The 16,530-nt window shown below is 47.7% G+C and carries 15 protein-coding genes; 12 read left to right on the top strand and 3 right to left on the bottom strand.

The annotated features are described in order from the left end of the window. Positions 1–70: 70 nt before the first annotated feature. The 10 genes from V144x_RS07200 (at position 71) to V144x_RS07245 (ending at position 12,067) form a co-directional block, all read left to right on the top strand. Positions 71–2,548, top strand: a complete 2,478-nt coding sequence (locus V144x_RS07200) for a c-type cytochrome (protein ID WP_144983496.1) — start codon at positions 71–73, stop codon at positions 2,546–2,548. A 192-nt stretch (positions 2,549–2,740) separates the two neighbouring features. Continuing rightward, the gene (locus tag V144x_RS07205; protein ID WP_144983499.1) at positions 2,741–3,982 is read left to right on the top strand and encodes a hypothetical protein; all 1,242 of its coding nucleotides are present in this window, start codon (positions 2,741–2,743) and stop codon (positions 3,980–3,982) included. 1 nt (position 3,983) lies between these two features. Further along, positions 3,984–5,639, top strand: a complete 1,656-nt coding sequence (locus V144x_RS07210) for a hypothetical protein (RefSeq protein ID WP_144983503.1) — start codon at positions 3,984–3,986, stop codon at positions 5,637–5,639. 302 nt (positions 5,640–5,941) lie between these two features. After that, on the top strand, positions 5,942–6,325 hold the full coding sequence (locus V144x_RS07215) for a VOC family protein (RefSeq protein ID WP_144983506.1): 384 nt from the start codon (positions 5,942–5,944) through the stop codon (positions 6,323–6,325). A gap of 42 nt (positions 6,326–6,367) precedes the next feature. Beyond that, positions 6,368–7,135: a DUF3050 domain-containing protein gene (locus tag V144x_RS07220; protein ID WP_144983509.1), complete on the top strand. Its 768-nt coding sequence runs from the start codon at positions 6,368–6,370 to the stop codon at positions 7,133–7,135. Positions 7,136–7,345: 210 nt separating this feature from the next. Further along, positions 7,346–8,365, top strand: a complete 1,020-nt coding sequence (locus tag V144x_RS07225; protein WP_144983512.1) for a carbon-nitrogen hydrolase family protein — start codon at positions 7,346–7,348, stop codon at positions 8,363–8,365. Between the two features lie 117 nt (positions 8,366–8,482). Then, positions 8,483–8,917 (top strand): TolC family protein, encoded by a 435-nt coding sequence (locus V144x_RS07230; RefSeq protein WP_144983515.1) that lies wholly within the window; start codon positions 8,483–8,485, stop codon positions 8,915–8,917. Positions 8,918–8,968: 51 nt separating this feature from the next. Beyond that, positions 8,969–9,529: a GrpB family protein gene (locus V144x_RS07235; RefSeq protein WP_197998804.1), complete on the top strand. Its 561-nt coding sequence runs from the start codon at positions 8,969–8,971 to the stop codon at positions 9,527–9,529. 27 nt (positions 9,530–9,556) lie between these two features. Continuing rightward, the gene (locus V144x_RS07240) at positions 9,557–9,997 is read left to right on the top strand and encodes a hypothetical protein (RefSeq protein WP_144983518.1); all 441 of its coding nucleotides are present in this window, start codon (positions 9,557–9,559) and stop codon (positions 9,995–9,997) included. Positions 9,998–10,537: 540 nt separating this feature from the next. Then, positions 10,538–12,067, top strand: a complete 1,530-nt coding sequence (locus tag V144x_RS07245; protein ID WP_144983520.1) for a sulfatase family protein — start codon at positions 10,538–10,540, stop codon at positions 12,065–12,067. A 107-nt stretch (positions 12,068–12,174) separates the two neighbouring features. On the opposite strand, the gene cysC is transcribed toward V144x_RS07245, so the two are convergent. Then, entirely contained in the window at positions 12,175–12,786 is a 612-nt protein-coding gene (cysC, locus tag V144x_RS07250) for an adenylyl-sulfate kinase (RefSeq protein ID WP_144983523.1), read from the bottom strand. A gap of 359 nt (positions 12,787–13,145) precedes the next feature. On the opposite strand from cysC, the gene hisG reads away from it, so the two are divergent. Further along, on the top strand, positions 13,146–14,024 hold the full coding sequence (gene hisG, locus V144x_RS07255) for an ATP phosphoribosyltransferase (RefSeq protein WP_144983526.1): 879 nt from the start codon (positions 13,146–13,148) through the stop codon (positions 14,022–14,024). Between the two features lie 29 nt (positions 14,025–14,053). Further along, positions 14,054–14,698 carry an amino acid kinase family protein gene (locus V144x_RS07260; protein ID WP_144983529.1) on the top strand — a complete coding sequence of 215 codons (645 nt, stop codon included), beginning with the start codon at positions 14,054–14,056 and terminating at the stop codon, positions 14,696–14,698. Here V144x_RS07260 and V144x_RS07265 read toward each other — a convergent pair. Then, positions 14,635–15,537 (bottom strand): phosphatidate cytidylyltransferase, encoded by a 903-nt coding sequence (locus tag V144x_RS07265; RefSeq protein WP_144983531.1) that lies wholly within the window; start codon positions 15,535–15,537, stop codon positions 14,635–14,637. The two genes, V144x_RS07260 and V144x_RS07265, sit on opposite strands and share 64 nt — an antisense overlap. A gap of 6 nt (positions 15,538–15,543) precedes the next feature. Next, entirely contained in the window at positions 15,544–16,296 is a 753-nt protein-coding gene (locus tag V144x_RS07270; protein ID WP_144983534.1) for an isoprenyl transferase, read from the bottom strand. Positions 16,297–16,530 lie beyond the last annotated feature (234 nt).

A 16,530-nucleotide genomic window follows, 5' to 3' on the forward strand; every position in this document is an offset into this window, starting at 1 on the left:
GTGGTTAAAATCTAACCCCTTTCATGCGTCTCCTTGATGGTATTCTACAAAGCAACTTGGGAACACAATTATGAGAATCATGACCTGGATCGCTCTGATTTGTCTGTTACTCCTTTCCGGGTTCTCCAATTTAGCTATCTCTGCGGAGCCGGCTGCGACCCTCGTGAGTTCGATTCGTGTTCAGCCAGGATTTCAGGTGGAACTGTTGCGTTCTGCCGGTAAAGACGAAAGCTCCTGGATTAGTATGACCTTCGATGACCGGGGACGGCTGATCCTGGGACTCGACGATGTTGGAGTGGGGCGACTCACACTCAATCACGATCCGTCCAAAGTAAAATTCGAAAAGATTGAAAACACGTTCAAACACTGTCGTGGAGTACTGTATGCGCACAACAGCCTGTATGTCAGCGTTACCAATGGAAAAGGATTTTATCGTTTACAGGACACGACAGGCGATGATCAATTTGATCAAAAAACTCTGTTAAAAAAGCTGGACTATCGCAGTCGCTTCGGTCATGGCTGTAACCAGATTGTGCTCGGCCCCGATAATATGATCTATATCGTTGTCGGTAACGATGTCTCTTTCCCGGAGGGAACGTCGCCAAATTCACCTTATCGCGATCCGCGCAATGACCACTTGCTGCCCAACCCCCATGATGCCGGTCAGGATAATCGTGTCGGCTATATTTTACGAACCGATGCCGATGGGAAACAATGGGATGTTCTTGCAGGTGGATTTCGCAATCAGGTTGATCTGGCTTTCAACAAGGAAGGGGAGATGTTTACCTACGATGCCGACATGGAATGGGATGTCGGTCAGCCCTGGTATCGACCGACTCGTGTCAATCATGTTGTGTCAGGTGGTGAATATGGTTGGCGTTGGGGAACCGGGAAATGGCCAGACTATTTTGCCGACAGTCTCCCCACGACGCTGGATACTGCCTTGGGCTCACCAACGGGAATGATTTTTGGAACGAAAAGCAATTTTCCCGCTCGATTTAAAAATGCCCTGTTTATTGCTGACTGGCAAAATGGTCGTATCCTGCTGGTCGATCTGATTCCCTCGGGAGCAAGTTATACCTGCAAATATGAAGTTTTTCTGGAAGGGGGGCCACTCAATGTGTGTGACATGCAATTTGGTCCCGATGGTGCGTTGTACTTCATTACCGGAGGACGTGGTTCCCAATCGGGCTTATATCGCGTCACTCCCAAGATGAATCAAAAAAGTCAATCAGGGACACCTCCAATTAGCGATCAGGTCAAAGCACAATCACGGACTGCGCGAAAGTTAAGACGGGAGCTGGAAGTGTTTCATGTTCAACAGAATGCGAACATTGATGATCTCTGGAAGCATCTCAATAGTGAAGATCGCTGGCTTCGTTTTGCTGCCCGGCGTGCGATTGAAAACCAGGATGTTTCCCAGTGGCGCAAACGGGCTCTGGCAGAGTCACAGCCTACTGCTGCCATTGACGGTCTGATCGCTTTGTGTCGGCAAGGTGATTCAACCGACCGTGATGGTGTTCTGGGAGCGCTCAATCGAATCGATTTGAAAAAGTTGAAACAATCGCAATTGCTTGGTTTGCTGCGTGTCTACCAACTCTGTTTTATCAGACTGGGACGACCTGATACCACACAAGCGACCGCCGTTAATCGCCGACTGAGTTCCCTTTATCCTCATCCCACAAGTAGTGTGAACCACCTGCTTGGGGAATTACTTGTTTATTTACAAGATACGGATATTGTTACTAAATCGATCAGCTTATTATCAGATACTTCGACGCAGGAAGAACAGATACGCGCAGCGCGAACACTGACCTTTGCGAAACAGGGCTGGAATGAAGATCGACAACGTCATTTTCTTAAGTGGTTGGGACATGCGCGTACCTTCAGCGGGGGTAAACAGATCACCGAACGAATTCGCGATATTCGAACTGACTTTATCGCAATCTTAAGTGAGCAGGAACGTCAGAAATTCAGTAAAGAAATCGCTGCGCTTGATAAACCGTTGGTTGAACTCGAAACAGTACCGGCGCGGCCGGTGGTCCAGGAGTGGACCTTAAGCGATCTCGAACCTCATCTCACTTCTGTCGCATCGAACCGATCCTATAAAAGTGCACGACAGGCATTATTAGCGGCCAATTGTCTCAAGTGCCATCGTATCGGTTCCACGGGCGCACAGATTGGCCCTGATCTGACCAACGTCGGTAAGCGTTTTGATGCGCGTGCGATTCTGGAATCAATCATTGCTCCTTCCAAAGTCATGGACTCCAAATACCTTTATACCGTTTATGTGCTGACCAATGGTAAAGTGGTGACCGGGAGGCCTGTCGGAGTCAGCCGCACCACAATTACAGTGGAAACTGATCCCTTAAAACAAACAACAGTTCCCGTGCTTCGCAAAGACATTGAAGAGGCGGTGCTCTCGAAAACATCACCGATGCCTGCCAATCTGATCAATGTGCTTACACAAGAAGAAATTCTTGATCTGCTGGCTTATCTCAAATCCGGCGGCAACCCGGAAGCGACTGCCTTTCAGAGTCAGAAATGAAATTGGTGACCAGCAAGACGAAAACTGAAATCAGCGAGAAACTTTGCGAAAAGAATTAAGATTGTTATTATTTGCCGTGATATTTTTGACGGGAATACGCCTTCTGGTTAGTGGGATCATTCTTGAGCCGGTTCAATCTGGTACTCAGATAGCCTCAAACACAGAAATTTCGTCTTTATAGGGAGCTCTCGCATGCGTCGCAACACTATGTTTACTGCCTTTTTCAGTACTTTACTGCTTTCTGCGCAGTGGGTATCTGCTGAGCCACTAGCGGAACGGTACCTGACTTCGGGACAACTTGCGGAGGGGGAAAAAGCCCTGAAGGAACAAATTACGAAGTCCCCTGAAGACGATGAAGCCCGCTTCGGTTTAGGAGTGGTTCAGTTTTTTCAGTCTTTTGAACATCTGGGAGGCAGTCTCTATAAGTACGGCTTACGAACAGAGGGTACTTTTCGGGGTATGCCTCCCGAAGTTCGTGCACTATTGCCGCAGAATCGAAATCCAGAAGAAATTTCCTATGCTGATGTCCGACAAATTTTGCAAACCTGGGTAAACGATTTAAAACAGGCTGAAAAAACTCTGTCTGCTGTTAAAGAACCTGACGTAAAATTGCCCTTACATGTGGGATTGATCAAGGTCGATCTGATCGGCTCGGGGAAACCCGTTGATGCGGCATTCTTGATGGGCAGAATCGGGACACCGCAGCAAAAACAGGCTGCCGAGAACTTTGTGATTGGCTTTGATCGGGGAGATGCCGACTGGCTGGCCGGTTATTGTAATTTTTTGTGTGCCTGGGGTGAAGTAATGCTGGCTGTGGATGGGCAGGAGATCTTCAATTGCACGGCGCACCTGTTTTTTGAAAAGGTGGATACGCCTTATAAGTTTCTCTTGGAAGGACCCCGCAATTTTGATGCGCTTCGCAGCTTTAACCGACCGTTAATCTCGGACATTCTCGCTTTTATCCATCTCTGGCGTTTTGAAATGAAAGAGGCAGAAAGAATGAAGGCGGCGCTTGCTCATCTGGAAGATATGCAGCTCCATGCGAAATCGATGTGGAAATACTATCAGGTGGAGACCGACGATGATCATGAGTGGATTCCCAATCCGAAACAAACGGGAGTATTGCAGATTAAAGTCACCCAGGAAATGCTCGACACTTGGCTGGCTGTATTGGACGAAACCGGTTTGGTTCTGCAAGGCAAAAAGTTAATCCCCTTCTGGCGCGGAAAACCAGGTACGCAGGGAGTGAATTTAAGACGAGTTTTTACTGAGCCACGAATCATCGATCCGTTCCTCTGGGTACAGGGTACTGCGGCCGCCCCGTATCTGGAAGAAGGACCGATTACAGAATTCGCCTCCCCTCAAATGCTGGGCCGCATCAATAGTACGTTTGGTGGTGCCAACTTCTTCACAATGGCGTTCTGGTTTAATTAAGATGGCGAGATTTATACTCATCCTATACGCGCTGCTTGTATCGATTGTTTCCAATTTCGCCGCTGACCCAGATATTCCCCTTGCTCGGAAGTTGATACGCGAGGCCCGTGATTTATGCGGTGCAAGCTGTGAAATCGTCGCAGAATTTGGAGCGGCACAAGCGAAAGCCGGTGACTTGAAAGCGTCAAAAAAGTCGTTTGCTGAAGCATGGGATGCTGCAATGAAGCTGAAAGACGGCGTTGAACGGCGAATGGTCCTGAACGAGATTGCCACACTTCAAGCTCAGGCGGGACAAATCAAGGAGGCAATAAAGGCCGTGCAACGCTTTCCGTCTAGTTATGAGCAAGCAATGGCCTTGAGCACGATTGCCTTTGCTCAAGCCGAAAAAGGTGAGGCGAAAGCCGCTCAGCAGACAGTGGATCTGATACCAACAGAAGAGATCTGGCAACGGAATTTCACACCGCAAATGATTGTGATAAGTCTGTCTAACCGTCGTGATTTTGCAGGCGCGATCCGTGTCCTGAACCTCATTCCCGGAGACATTGAACTGGCGAAAAAGATCCTTGCCAGAAATGTCCCGATGGAACAACTTAACCCGCAGGAACAAACTATAGTTGAACAGTCAATGATGAAGTTCGCGGGATTGATCACGATCGCTCAAGATCAAGCAAAGGCCGGGTACCTAAAAACCGCTCTGCAAACAGCCCGCAGGATTGGCCTCGACAGTCACCGTGATATTGGGCTGATGCGAGTGGCGCGCGTTGCCGCAGACTCAGGTGATCTTAAGGTTGCCCAGGCAGCGTTCAAGGAAATTCGCGGTCAGGAGCAAAAAGAGTATGCTTTGGTGCGGCTCGTCAGCGCGATGGCCAAGCAGGGGAGGTTCAAGGAGGCGCGGGACATTGCAGAGACGATCAAAGATCCGAACAATAAGGCCGTGGCGTTTTTTGAAATGGCGGCTGCACGGGCTGCCCATGGAGATGCCAAGACAACCCGTTTGCTCTACCAAAACGCGTCATTGCTCAACCCATCCGACAACGAGGCACATAATGCCGCTGCCATACAGATCGTGGTCGCATTCTTACAATCATCACACCTAGAACTTGCTGAGGCTTTTACACGTGAAATCAATGATCCGGGAACGCTCTCGGAAGCCTTTGAGAAGGTCGCGGCCACAAAGTGGCGGATTCAGAAAATCAGCGATGCTAGACGGTTGTTTGACAAGAGTCGACAGGCCGCTCAAGATATCGCGGAATCTTATCAGAAATGTGTCCGCCTTCGCGAGTTGGCAATAGTCCAATTCGAAGCCGGAGACAGAAGAGAGGCTAAGACGACAATCGCGCTTGCAGTCATTGCCGCGAGAAAGATCGAAATCGGTGGCGGATCAGATGTCATCGCCCTCACGGAGACCGCGACGACGCAGAGTGTAATCGGCGATCGAGACAGTGCGATAGCCAGCTTCGAAATCGCGAGAGTAACTGCTTCACGTTATCCCGATAAAGCGTATGTTGCCCAATTGCTGCAAGATGTAACCTTCGCTCAGGTCCGTGTCGGCGATGTCGAGACAGCGATTCAGTCTGCACGGCGGCAGGAATCAGCACTGAGCCGTTCGCGCATGCTTCTCGGTGTCGCCAACGCGATTCTCTCTCAGCCAAAATAAAACTTCCAAGAATTTTTTGTGATGCGTTCCCCGAAACTCTGGACTGCATCAATAGTAAGTTCGTCGGTGCTAACTTCTTCACAATGGCGTTCTGGTTTAATTAAGAATCGGTGATGATTCGAAAATGAAAGTACTTCCAGGTTAAGGTTTGCACTTTTTATTGTCTCTGGGGCTGGTTTCACAGACTTTTGTGACTATATTACTGAGAGAAGCTGTTGAGCCTATTTCGTGTCTGGGATAGTGAGAACAAATATCTTCAGTAAGTGCTTTTGTTAATTTCTTCTCCTCCAGAGGATAAAGAAGTGCAGCCACAACCTATGATTGCCGTCAATGATGTTCCTGCCAGTAGCAATTGGTATCAACGGCTCCTCAATTGTCAGAGTGGTCATGGTGGTGATGAATACGAAAGGCTGATCGCTGATTCTGGTGAATTGGTTCTGCAACTGCATCACTGGGATGCTCACGAGCATCCCTACATGGGTGATCCCGAACTGCCGCGTGGAAACGGAGTGCTACTCTGGTTTCGAGTGGAAGGCTTTGAAGATGCTGTGGCTCGAGCCAATGCGATGTCAGCACAGGTGCTGGATGGTCCCATGGTTAATCCGAACGCCAACCATCGCGAAATCTGGATTAAAGATCCTGATGGGTATGTAGTTGTGCTTGCCGGTCCTACTGGTGATTTGTAATCTGCTGAACCCGACATAAAACAAACAAAGGAATGCAAAGTGATGTCGCAACAAATTACTTCAGACGTGATTCACTCTTTTAAAACTCAACTGGAATCGCATCCCATTTATGATTCGATTGCCACGCTTGACGATTTGCAGCGGTTTATGCAGCATCATGTGTATTCGGTCTGGGATTTCATGTCGCTGATCAAGTATCTGCAGTCGATCATCGCTCCCACCGAATCTCCCTGGGTTCCTCGGGGGGATGCCAGTGTTCGGCGTTTTATCAATGAGATTATTCTTGAGGAAGAGTCGGATGAATCTACCAGCAAAGGTGAATATTCCAGTCACTTCGAATTGTATATGACCGCCATGGCAGAAGTCGGCGCATGCACTGCGTCACTGACGGAATTCATTGAAACTGTCAAACAACAGGGAGTCAATGCCGCTCTGAAACTGCCGGGAGTCCCTGAACCTTCACGGCAATTTACGTCTCAGACCTTTGCTTTGATTGAGGAAGGGCAACCTCACAAAGTAGCCGCCGCGTTTGCGTTGGGGAGGGAGCACATCATTCCGGATATGTTTCGCTCAATATTAAAGCGAACTGGTGTCTCAGAAGCAGAGGCACCTGTATTTCATTTTTATCTGAATCGGCATATTGATTTGGATGGAGATTTTCATGCACCCTTATCATTGCGTTTGCTGAACGGCTTATGCGATGGAAATGAAACGAAAATAGAGGAAGCGATTGCCGCGGCTCAATCAGCTGTGCAGGCACGTTTGCTATTATGGGATGGTGTTTTAGCCAGCATTCAAACGCCTGTTTGAGGACCGCATATCAGGTAATCTTTCGCGAAATGTATTGTTTCTTAAAACACAGATCTGGATTCGTGAGTTCGTTTTGTAAGCATCGCGCTATATTCGATTGAAAACAATTCGGATTGTCTTTTTACTTGGCGATGATTGATTTTCAAAACGACTACCTGTTATCCTCAAGTCTTTGCATGACTAATTTTTCCTTTCGTTTGGTAATCCCTCATGACTGATCCCCAATTTAAAGCCGCCATTGCCCATGTCGCCCCCGTTTTTCTTGACAAAGATGCGACCGTGGATAAGGCATGTTCCTTGATCCGAGAAGCGGCACAAAATGGGGCGCAGGTTATCGTCTTTCCTGAGACTTACATTCCGGCTTTTCCCGTCTGGTGTGCGTTACAGGCACCAATTCATAATCATGATTTGTTCTGCAGACTTGCCGCTAACTCAATCAAAGTTGATGGTCCCGAGTTAGCTCTAATTGCGGAAACAGCCCGCGAATGCGGAATGTTTGTTTCCATGGGCTTTAATGAAGGGACAACTGTCAGTGGAGGCTGCATCTGGAATTCCAATGCGTTGATTGACGATGAGGGCAAAGTTCTGTGTCACCATCGAAAAATCGTACCGACGTTCTATGAGAAACTGGTTTGGACGCCCGGTGATGGTGCTGGCTTGCAAGTGAGCGAGACGCGTCTGGGAAGACTGGGAATGCTGATCTGTGGAGAAAACACGAATCCCCTTGCGAGATTCACATTGCTCGCGCAGGGGGAGCAAGTCCACATGTCGACCTACCCACCGGCCTGGCCTTCGCATGACCCCGCAACACACGAAAACTACGATCTCAAAAACGCGATTCTGATTCGCGCGGGCGCGCACTCTTTTGAAGGTAAGCTGTTCAATCTTGTAGCCGCCGGCTATTTGGATCGATCAACTCGCGACTTATTGGCGAACCGAGATAAAGAGGCGGGACGAATTCTTGATGCAAGTCCCCGCGGTATTTCGGTTGTCATCGGTCCCAACGGCACGCCTGTCAGTGAGATCATGCAGGAAGAGGAAGGCATACTTTACACTGCCATCGATTTGTCACTGTGTGTTGAGCCCAAACAGCTTCACGATATCGTGGGTGGATATAATCGGTTTGATATTTTCAAACTGACGGTCAATCGCGAAGCTCAGCGACCCATCAGTTTTTTGCCAAATAGTGCCACATCAGGCAATCTAGCCGGTGATGAGCCGACTGTTTAGAAAACGGGATTACGAGAGATTTCTGCAAATAAAATTTGCTACGATCGAGTTTGGCCTGTTACGATACACGCATCTGTTTTGTCGTTCACTACGGCCTTTCTTTAAAAGAGGTGTCCCATGTCACGTCGCATTTGTATGTTTCTGTTAGCGTTTCTTTGTATTGCATGGTCTGTCACGACATATTCCGGGGCGGCGCAAACTGAAGACGCGAACGTCGGCAACAAAATTTCAGAATTGATGAAGGAACGTCTTGATGTGTTCCGTCAGCTTTTAGCCGCGGCTAAGAGTTCCTATGAGCATGGAGAAAAACCGATTGAGCAGGTTATCTCTGCTCAAGATGATTTGTTCAAAGCCGAACTCGAACTCGCTTCTACAAAGTCAGAACGTATTGAGCTTTGCAAAAAGCGGCTCGACAATTTACGTAAGCTTGAGAGTGTCACGGCTCAAAGGTTTTCATCGGGTACTGGCAAAATACAAGCCAAGCTTTCGGCGAAAGCGGCACGACTTCAAGCAGAGATCGATTGCCTCCGCGAACAATCTGCGACTAAATAATGTCTGTCATAATGACAACATTCCCCAGCCAATGCATATGGTGACGATGGTGTGTTTACTGAGATTGTTGACATGGGATTGATGCGTAATATCATCATCGCAGAGTACACCACTGCATGGCAGGAGATGTTTGTAACAGAGTCATTATGCTTGAACAATGCGCTCGAATCAGTTCTAATTTCGATCCATCATATCGGCAGCACATCTATCCCCGGTCTTGCCGCTAAGCCAACGATTGATATGCTGGCAGTGGTCCAAAGTTTAAATGAGCTCGACACGTTAAATCATGTGATGTCGGATCTTGGTTATGTAGCGAAGGGAGAACTTGGTATCGTCGGGCGGCGATTTTTCGCGAAAGGGAGTGATGATCACCGCACACATCATGTTCACGCATATGAAGAGGGACATCCTGAAATTGAATCACATCTGGACTTTCGAGACTATTTGCGATCTCACCCCGACCAGGTAAGCTGTTATGCAGAGCTCAAATCAAAATTATCTGAACAACACAGAAATGATGTTGAGGCTTATATTGAAGGCAAGTCTTCTTTTATTGAAGAGACTATCTGGAATGCACGTCAATGGCGTCAATTACTTGATAACGATACATAATCATTCATAATCCGCAAAGGAAGTACTATGCCTCTCACCACGGTAATTAATGAGAGTTTCGATCGGTCATTTACTCTGTATCGTGATTTGATTGAATCGATTGAAGAGAGTACTCTCAGTTCCAAACTGGCACGACTGCCTTCCAATACATTGGGGCTCCAATTGTGGTGCGTCATTGGTGCTCGTGAGAGTTTCAGCAAAGCGATCCAGGCCAATCAGTGGTCCGGCTTTTCCTGTTCGCTGGAAAACACTGATAACAAGGTGAGCGTTGCCGAAGCGTTGCATCGTTCTGAATCTGCCGTCTCTGAAGCTCTGGAAACGATCGCGGAATTCAGCGATGTTCAGAATCGACTCATCATCGATCTACTCGAACACGAAGCCGCCCACCACGGTCAACTGATCAGATATTTGTACGGTTTGAAGCTCACGATTCCCGCTAGTTGGAAATCAAAGTATGCGTTAGATTAGACTCGCAACTAGCCCGTCAACTATGTTCATAAACATCATATAGTCGCGGAATGAGACTGGGACATCCATTTTACTTTACCGGTGCACCTTGAATTCTCTTATTTTACGCTGATTTCTGTCACAAAGACTCAATAAAAGAGCTACGATCAGTAAAGCTTTATACTTAGCGGTGAGTAGAGTAACGTGCCCCCCTTAACCACATCCAGAACTTGATATACTGATCAGGATTCTGGACCAATTGAGGAGGAGCAAACATGCTCACCAAACGTCATTCATCCGAATAGATTATTTTCAAACTCCGGGAATGCATACTCACAGTGAAGATGAATTCACTGTTCAATAGGGGCATTTATCTCTTAAGAAAGATAAGAAATACATTCTGAATCACCACACTTCGTAACGGTACTCTGTAATCCGTTCGGGTGACGGTAATTTCCAGCCCTCGATTGACAATGATTCTCGCATCGTTGAAGATAAATGAACTGAAGATTTCTCTTTCGTTCGCTTATTTATTTTACTCCTGGTGCAGAGTCTCATCTCATGAATCGATTTTTGTTTGCGTTGTCAGTTTTTTCATTGGTACTGGTAAATCAGGGAATGCCTCTGGAAGCTGCGGAGCAGCAGCCCAATATTCTTTGGATTATTGCGGAAGACATGGGACCCGAATTAAGTTGTTATGGGACTCCCGAAGTCAAAACCCCCACTCTGGATCGTTTGGCTGAAAAAGGGATGCTTTTCAAAAATGCCTTTACCGTGACCCCCGTTTGTTCTACTAGTCGTTCCTCTTTCATGACCGGCATGTATGCGATGTCGATCGACGCGCATAATCATCGTTCGCATCGTGAAGGAACTAACCCGCTACCTGATGGGGTGAGAGTGATTACCGACTGGCTGCGTCCCGTCGGTTATACGACGGCTAATATTAGAAAACTGACGAAAGATCGCAAGCTGTCCAAGTTCTATAAAGGGACGGGAAAAACAGACTGGAACTTTACGTATCCCAAGGGGAAAAAGCCCTTCGATGTCAGTGACTTTGATGAACTCAAAAACAAACAACCTTTTTATGCTCAGATCAACTTTTCAGAAACCCATCGTGGTGGTGCCTGGAATACATCACATCAACATATCGATCATCAGGCTGATCCAGCCAAGGTGAAGATACCCGATTACTATCCCGAACATCCCGTCACGCGGGCGGTGTGGGCCCAATATCTGAACGCTGTGATGGCCGTCGATAAGAAAGTCGCTTTCATACTGGATCTGTTGAAACGGGACCAGCTTGATAAAAATACGATTGTCATCTTCCTTGGCGATCACGGTCGCGCGATGCCTCGGGGAAAGCAATGGCCTTACGACAGCGGACTGCATATTCCCCTCATTGTTTACTGGCCTGAAAATAATTCCACACTTCCTGTCCCTGTGAACTATAAACGGGGGGAGCAAAGCGAGCAGTTGATCTCTGCCATTGATTTGAGCGCGACGACGCTGGCATTAGCGGGAGTGACCAAACCGGAAAAAATGCAGGGCCAGGTTTTTCTGGGATCTCAATCAGAGCCTCCCCGTACTTATTTATTTAGTGGTCGCGATCGCGGTGATGAAACCGTCTTTCACATTCGCACCGTACGCGACAAACGTTATCGTTACCTCCGCAGTAAATATCCGGAACGTCCCTTCCTGCAAATCAATCGTTACAAGGAAGCCTCATATCCGATTATCGGTTTGCTGCGTCATCTGCACTCAGAAGGAAAATTAACAGGTCCTCCATTGAAGCTCATGGCACAGAGCCGACCTAAAGAAGAGTTGTATGACCTAGAGAATGATCCCTGGGAAACAAAGAACCTGGCGAATTCCGCAGAGCATCAAGCGGCCAGGAAAAAACTGGCGTTGGCTCTTGATGAATGGATGGAAAAAATCGATGACAAAGGTCGCATTCCCGAAGATCCTGCGATTCCCAAATTCTGGGACGAGCGATCCATTCGTGTTTATACGAAGCGACTGGAAAACCGACCTGACAACTGGTTTGAAATCGATTCGGCATTAGGACCTTATAAGATCCAGGAGAAAAAATAAGTTTCGTTCTTACACTCAATATTGACATGACAACAAAAAACCTCAGGCAACAGTGTGCTGCCTGAGGTTTAGTTTTTTGAAACAGTACTTCAACTGGCACGGTTGACTTAGATCGAAAGATAACCGTTTGATTCGAGATAGGCCACGACTTCGTCAGCCAAATCATCAATGCCTTTGCCGTCGGAATCCAGAATCAGTTCTGCCTTTTCTGGTTCTTCGTAAGGAGCATCAATTCCAGTGAAACCTTTGATTTCACCAGCACGGGCTTTTTTGTAGAGCCCTTTGGGATCACGTTCTTCACAGGTTTCCAGAGAGGCTTTGACGAAGACTTCAATGAATTCGCCATCTCCCAGAATTTCTCGAACCTGATCACGGTCTTCACGATAAGGCGAAATGAAAGCCGTCATCACCAGAATTCCGGCATCAGTGTATAATTTGGAAACTTCACCAATCCGACGAATGTTTTCAGTACGATCTTCGGGAGAGAAGCCCAGGTTTTTGTTCAGGCCCATTCGAATGTTATCGCCATCTAAAACAAACGTGTGTTTGCCTTGTTCGAACAGCTTATGGTCAACGGTATTCGCAATGGTGCTTTTTCCGGACCCACTTAAGCCTGTGAACCAAAGCACGGCTCCTTTGTGTCCGTTTTGTTGACAGCGTTCTTCTTTGGAAACACGGTGGTCATGCCAAGTGACATTGGTGGCTTTTTGCTCGGCCATCGAGGAATTTCTCCTTACTTTCTAATAAATTTCTGTACAAACAATTTCTATCTGATTGATCCCTGTAGTGAAAATTCACCCGGAATCGTTTATCCTGAGCAGGTGCTTTCAAGATCCTAGAGAAACTCCACGCTTGATGGAAGTCCATAGATTGGGATTTTCTCGTAACATTCTCGTTCCGAACTACTGGAACTACGGTTTTTTAGCTGTTAGAGTACGCGCACGGGTTTTCTTAAGAGAAGGAGCCATTCGCTGGCAATCACTCCAGTGGTTCCGATTTCTAACTGAAAAAAGAAATCTAAACTGTTAATATTACATAGATTACGCACTAAACCATCGAATTCAGAAAAACAAGTATCATGTCTGAGAAGGTCTTAAAACTCGGTATTCCCGCGGGAAGTTTGCAAGAATCCACGGCGGAATTATTCAAGCGTGCCGGTTATGTGATTAAATTTTCCTCTCGCTCCTATTACCCTACGATTGACGACGATGAGATCGAATGTTTACTGATTCGTGCTCAGGAAATGGCCCGTTATGTGGATCAAGGTATTTTGGATGCCGGGATTACGGGGTATGACTGGATTCTGGAAACGAATGCCGATGTCCATGAAATTTGCGAGCTGCTATTTTCAAAAGTCAGCCGCCGCCCTGTGCGTTGGGTATTGTGTGTTCCTGAAGATTCTCCAATCCAGACCGTCAAGGATCTGGAAGGCAAACGCATTGCCACAGAAGTCGTGGGAATGACAGAGCGTTATCTCGAAAAGCATGGCGTAAAAGCAACAGTGGAATTTTCCTGGGGCGCCACCGAAGTCAAGCCTCCCAAGCTCGCTGATGCAATTGTCGAAGTGACCGAGACCGGATCGTCTTTGCGGGCCAATAATCTGCGAATCGTGGAAGAGCTGATGCAGAGCACGACACGATTCATCGCCAATAAAGATTCGTTCGAAGATCCCTGGAAACGTGAGAAACTGGAAAATATCGCGATGATGTTGGAGTCCTGTCTGGCGGCAGAAGGCAAAGTCTGTTTGATGATGAATGTCGTTCGAACAGATCTCGAAAATGTACTGAATCTTTTGCCTGCTTTGCAAAAGCCCACGGTATCTTCTCTGTCAGATCCAGACTGGGTCGCTATCAGCACCATCATGGAGGAATCTGTAGTGCGAACCATTGTCCCGAAATTGAAAGCAGCGGGCGCCTGCGGTCTTGTGGAATATCAGATTTCGAAAATCATTGACTAAACTCCGTTTGAATCTTCGGCGCACCAGACATGAAGACTGCGGTTATCAAAATTGGTGGGAGTCTGTTTGATCTTCCCGATCTCGCGGGGCGGATTGCGAAGTTATTAGACAGTTTAGAAAACACAAAGCCGCTCATCGTCTGTGGAGGTGGCAAAACCGTTGACGTTGTTCGAAGCTGGGATCAAACGCATCAACTGGGTGATCGTGCCGCGCATTGGCTTGCCATTCAATCGTTGATGTTGAATGACCAGTTACTCTGCCAATTGCTGCCTGACGCGCGTATTATTACTTCCCCTTCCGAAGCCAAAGTTGTCTGGCAGGAACGCGGTGTTCCTATTCTTAGTGCTTACGCTTATTTGCAACAAACCTTAGTACCACAAGTAACACAACTGCCAGAATCATGGGATGTGACCAGTGATTCGATTGCTGCCTGGGTCTCTCTCACCTGGCCTGCTGACGAACTTATTTTATTGAAGTCTATTGAGCTTCCCAAAGATCGATCACCTTCCAAGCTCGCTTTAGCGGGACTCGTCGACTCTTACTTGCCAACGATAGCAGAGTCCCTACCTCAACTCAGTTGGTGTAACTTGCGGTCAGATTCTGATCCACTTCAACTCGACACAGTGATCAGCGGTAACAGTTTCCACATCAGAAATGCGACAGGGCCCGCGTAAAGTGGACTGTCTAATAAATCGAGCAGACCTCCAAACCCGGGCAATAATTCGGCGGAGTCTTTTTTTCCGACGTCCCGTTTAATGAGCGACTCGCATAAATCACCCACCAGCCCCACTAATCCAATGACTGCGCCGAATAAAATGGACCAGTACCACGCGGGAGCAGACCAGTTCGAGTGAAACAGCGCGGGGGTGAACTGAAACCAGAGGAAGCTTCCCAAGGCGGCACCAAAGAGAGCACCGTATCCTCCGGCCCAGGTCTTACCGGGGCTCAGTCGCGGCACCAGTTTCTGTTTGCCCCACAACCGACCAAAGGTATAACCGCCGATATCTCCCATCTTTGCACTGATAATCAAAGAGCCCAAGGCGATGTATCCGGTTTCAGGACCAATGACCCAACGTAATTCTGCGAGCATGGCCAATAAGAACCCAAGATAGGAAACAGAAAGGATCTCAGCACCGATGGTTTCCATACTTTGCCCCGGTTCCTGAAATTGAATCGCGCCTTTGAGGAAGATCATTAAGATGGAAACGGCAAATGCCACCGCCATCAATGCCAGTGAGAGGGTTTGTGAGTGTATCTGCCCGTCAAGCGAAGTAAGAAACGGTATCCAGGCCATGATGCAGATGAGTAATGACAGAATACACACCATCGGATAACTGGGAGCAAGCTTACGGACTTTTAAAAGATGTGTTAATTCCCAGCTGCCTCTTAACACCAAAAGGCAGCACAAACCCAGTAGATAAGGTGCACCAACTCCCGCACGTTGATCCAGATAAAAAAGACCGAACAAAAGAGGAATTAGAATTGCCGATACGAGTAACCGCCAACCGAGCATGTCGGGTTATCCTTTCAAACCGCCAAAGCGACGGTCACGGGCGGCAAAGTCACGTAACGCCTGCCAGAAATCGGAAACAGCAAAGTCCGGCCAATAGGTCTCAGTGACCCAAAGTTCGGCATAGCTGATCTGCCATAACAGGAAGTTGCTCACCCGCATTTCTCCTGCTGTGCGAATCACAAGATCCGGGTCAACCATGCCTGCTGTGTAAAGATGTGAGGAAATAACATCTTCAGTAATTTCTTCTTTTTTTAAATTTCCCTGTTCGACCGCAGCCACAATGGATTGCACCGCGTCGACAATTTCTGATCGACTGCCATAATTTAGTGCCAGACAAAGTTGCATCCCGGAATTTTCCTGGCTCTCACTAATGGTTTTGTCCACTTCGATGAGTACATCCTGCGGGAGATCTGTCCGACGGCCGATAGTTGTGAACCGGATATTCTGACGCATAATCTCTTCACGCTCGCCGATGACAAACTTTTTCAGAAGTTGCATCAGAAGATTCAATTCTAATGCGGGCCGTTTCCAGTTTTCACTGCTGAGGCAATAAAGCGTCAGTTGTTCAATTCCCAGGCGTGTTGATTCTTCTACAACTGTGCGCACACTATTGACACCCTGGCGGTGTCCTTCGATGCGCGGAAATCCACGTCGGGATGCCCAGCGTCCATTTCCATCCATGATGATGGCAATGTGACGTGGCAGCTGCCGGGACTCCAAGCCGAGTGATTCTCCATCCTGTTCCGATATGGCAGGCACAACTTGCCTCACAATGACTGATGATAGTTTGAAAAGACGCCTCTGCCTGGTTAATGCAGGCTTCACAGCAGGAGTTGACAGATAAACCTCCCCCTGTAGCTCTATTGTGAGAAATTATCTCGAAAACGCCAAGGCTGTATGGCTAGAAAGCCCAGCTTCTTTAGAGAAAGCATGGAAACGGGAACACTCAGGAGGCAGTTTTACCTACACTGATTTTTACTCTGAAGGTTTGTT

It is taken from the genome of Gimesia aquarii (assembly GCF_007748195.1).
Classification (GTDB): Bacteria; Planctomycetota; Planctomycetia; order Planctomycetales; family Planctomycetaceae; genus Gimesia; species Gimesia aquarii.

What these genes read in the sequence shown, in the direction of transcription:
- V144x_RS07240 (WP_144983518.1), top strand. Translation starts at nt 9,557, where the DNA reads ATGCCTCTCACCACGGTAATTAATGAGAGTTTCGATCGGTCATTTACT.
- V144x_RS07225 (WP_144983512.1), top strand. Translation starts at nt 7,346, where the DNA reads ATGACTGATCCCCAATTTAAAGCCGCCATTGCCCATGTCGCCCCCGTT.
- V144x_RS07260 (WP_144983529.1), top strand. Translation starts at nt 14,054, where the DNA reads ATGAAGACTGCGGTTATCAAAATTGGTGGGAGTCTGTTTGATCTTCCC.
- V144x_RS07200 (WP_144983496.1), top strand. Translation starts at nt 71, where the DNA reads ATGAGAATCATGACCTGGATCGCTCTGATTTGTCTGTTACTCCTTTCC.
- V144x_RS07210 (WP_144983503.1), top strand. Translation starts at nt 3,984, where the DNA reads ATGGCGAGATTTATACTCATCCTATACGCGCTGCTTGTATCGATTGTT.
- V144x_RS07265 (WP_144983531.1), bottom strand. Translation starts at nt 15,537, where the DNA reads ATGCTCGGTTGGCGGTTACTCGTATCGGCAATTCTAATTCCTCTTTTG.
- V144x_RS07245 (WP_144983520.1), top strand. Translation starts at nt 10,538, where the DNA reads ATGAATCGATTTTTGTTTGCGTTGTCAGTTTTTTCATTGGTACTGGTA.
- cysC (WP_144983523.1), bottom strand. Translation starts at nt 12,786, where the DNA reads ATGGCCGAGCAAAAAGCCACCAATGTCACTTGGCATGACCACCGTGTT.
- V144x_RS07220 (WP_144983509.1), top strand. Translation starts at nt 6,368, where the DNA reads ATGTCGCAACAAATTACTTCAGACGTGATTCACTCTTTTAAAACTCAA.
- hisG (WP_144983526.1), top strand. Translation starts at nt 13,146, where the DNA reads ATGTCTGAGAAGGTCTTAAAACTCGGTATTCCCGCGGGAAGTTTGCAA.
- V144x_RS07205 (WP_144983499.1), top strand. Translation starts at nt 2,741, where the DNA reads ATGCGTCGCAACACTATGTTTACTGCCTTTTTCAGTACTTTACTGCTT.
- V144x_RS07230 (WP_144983515.1), top strand. Translation starts at nt 8,483, where the DNA reads ATGTCACGTCGCATTTGTATGTTTCTGTTAGCGTTTCTTTGTATTGCA.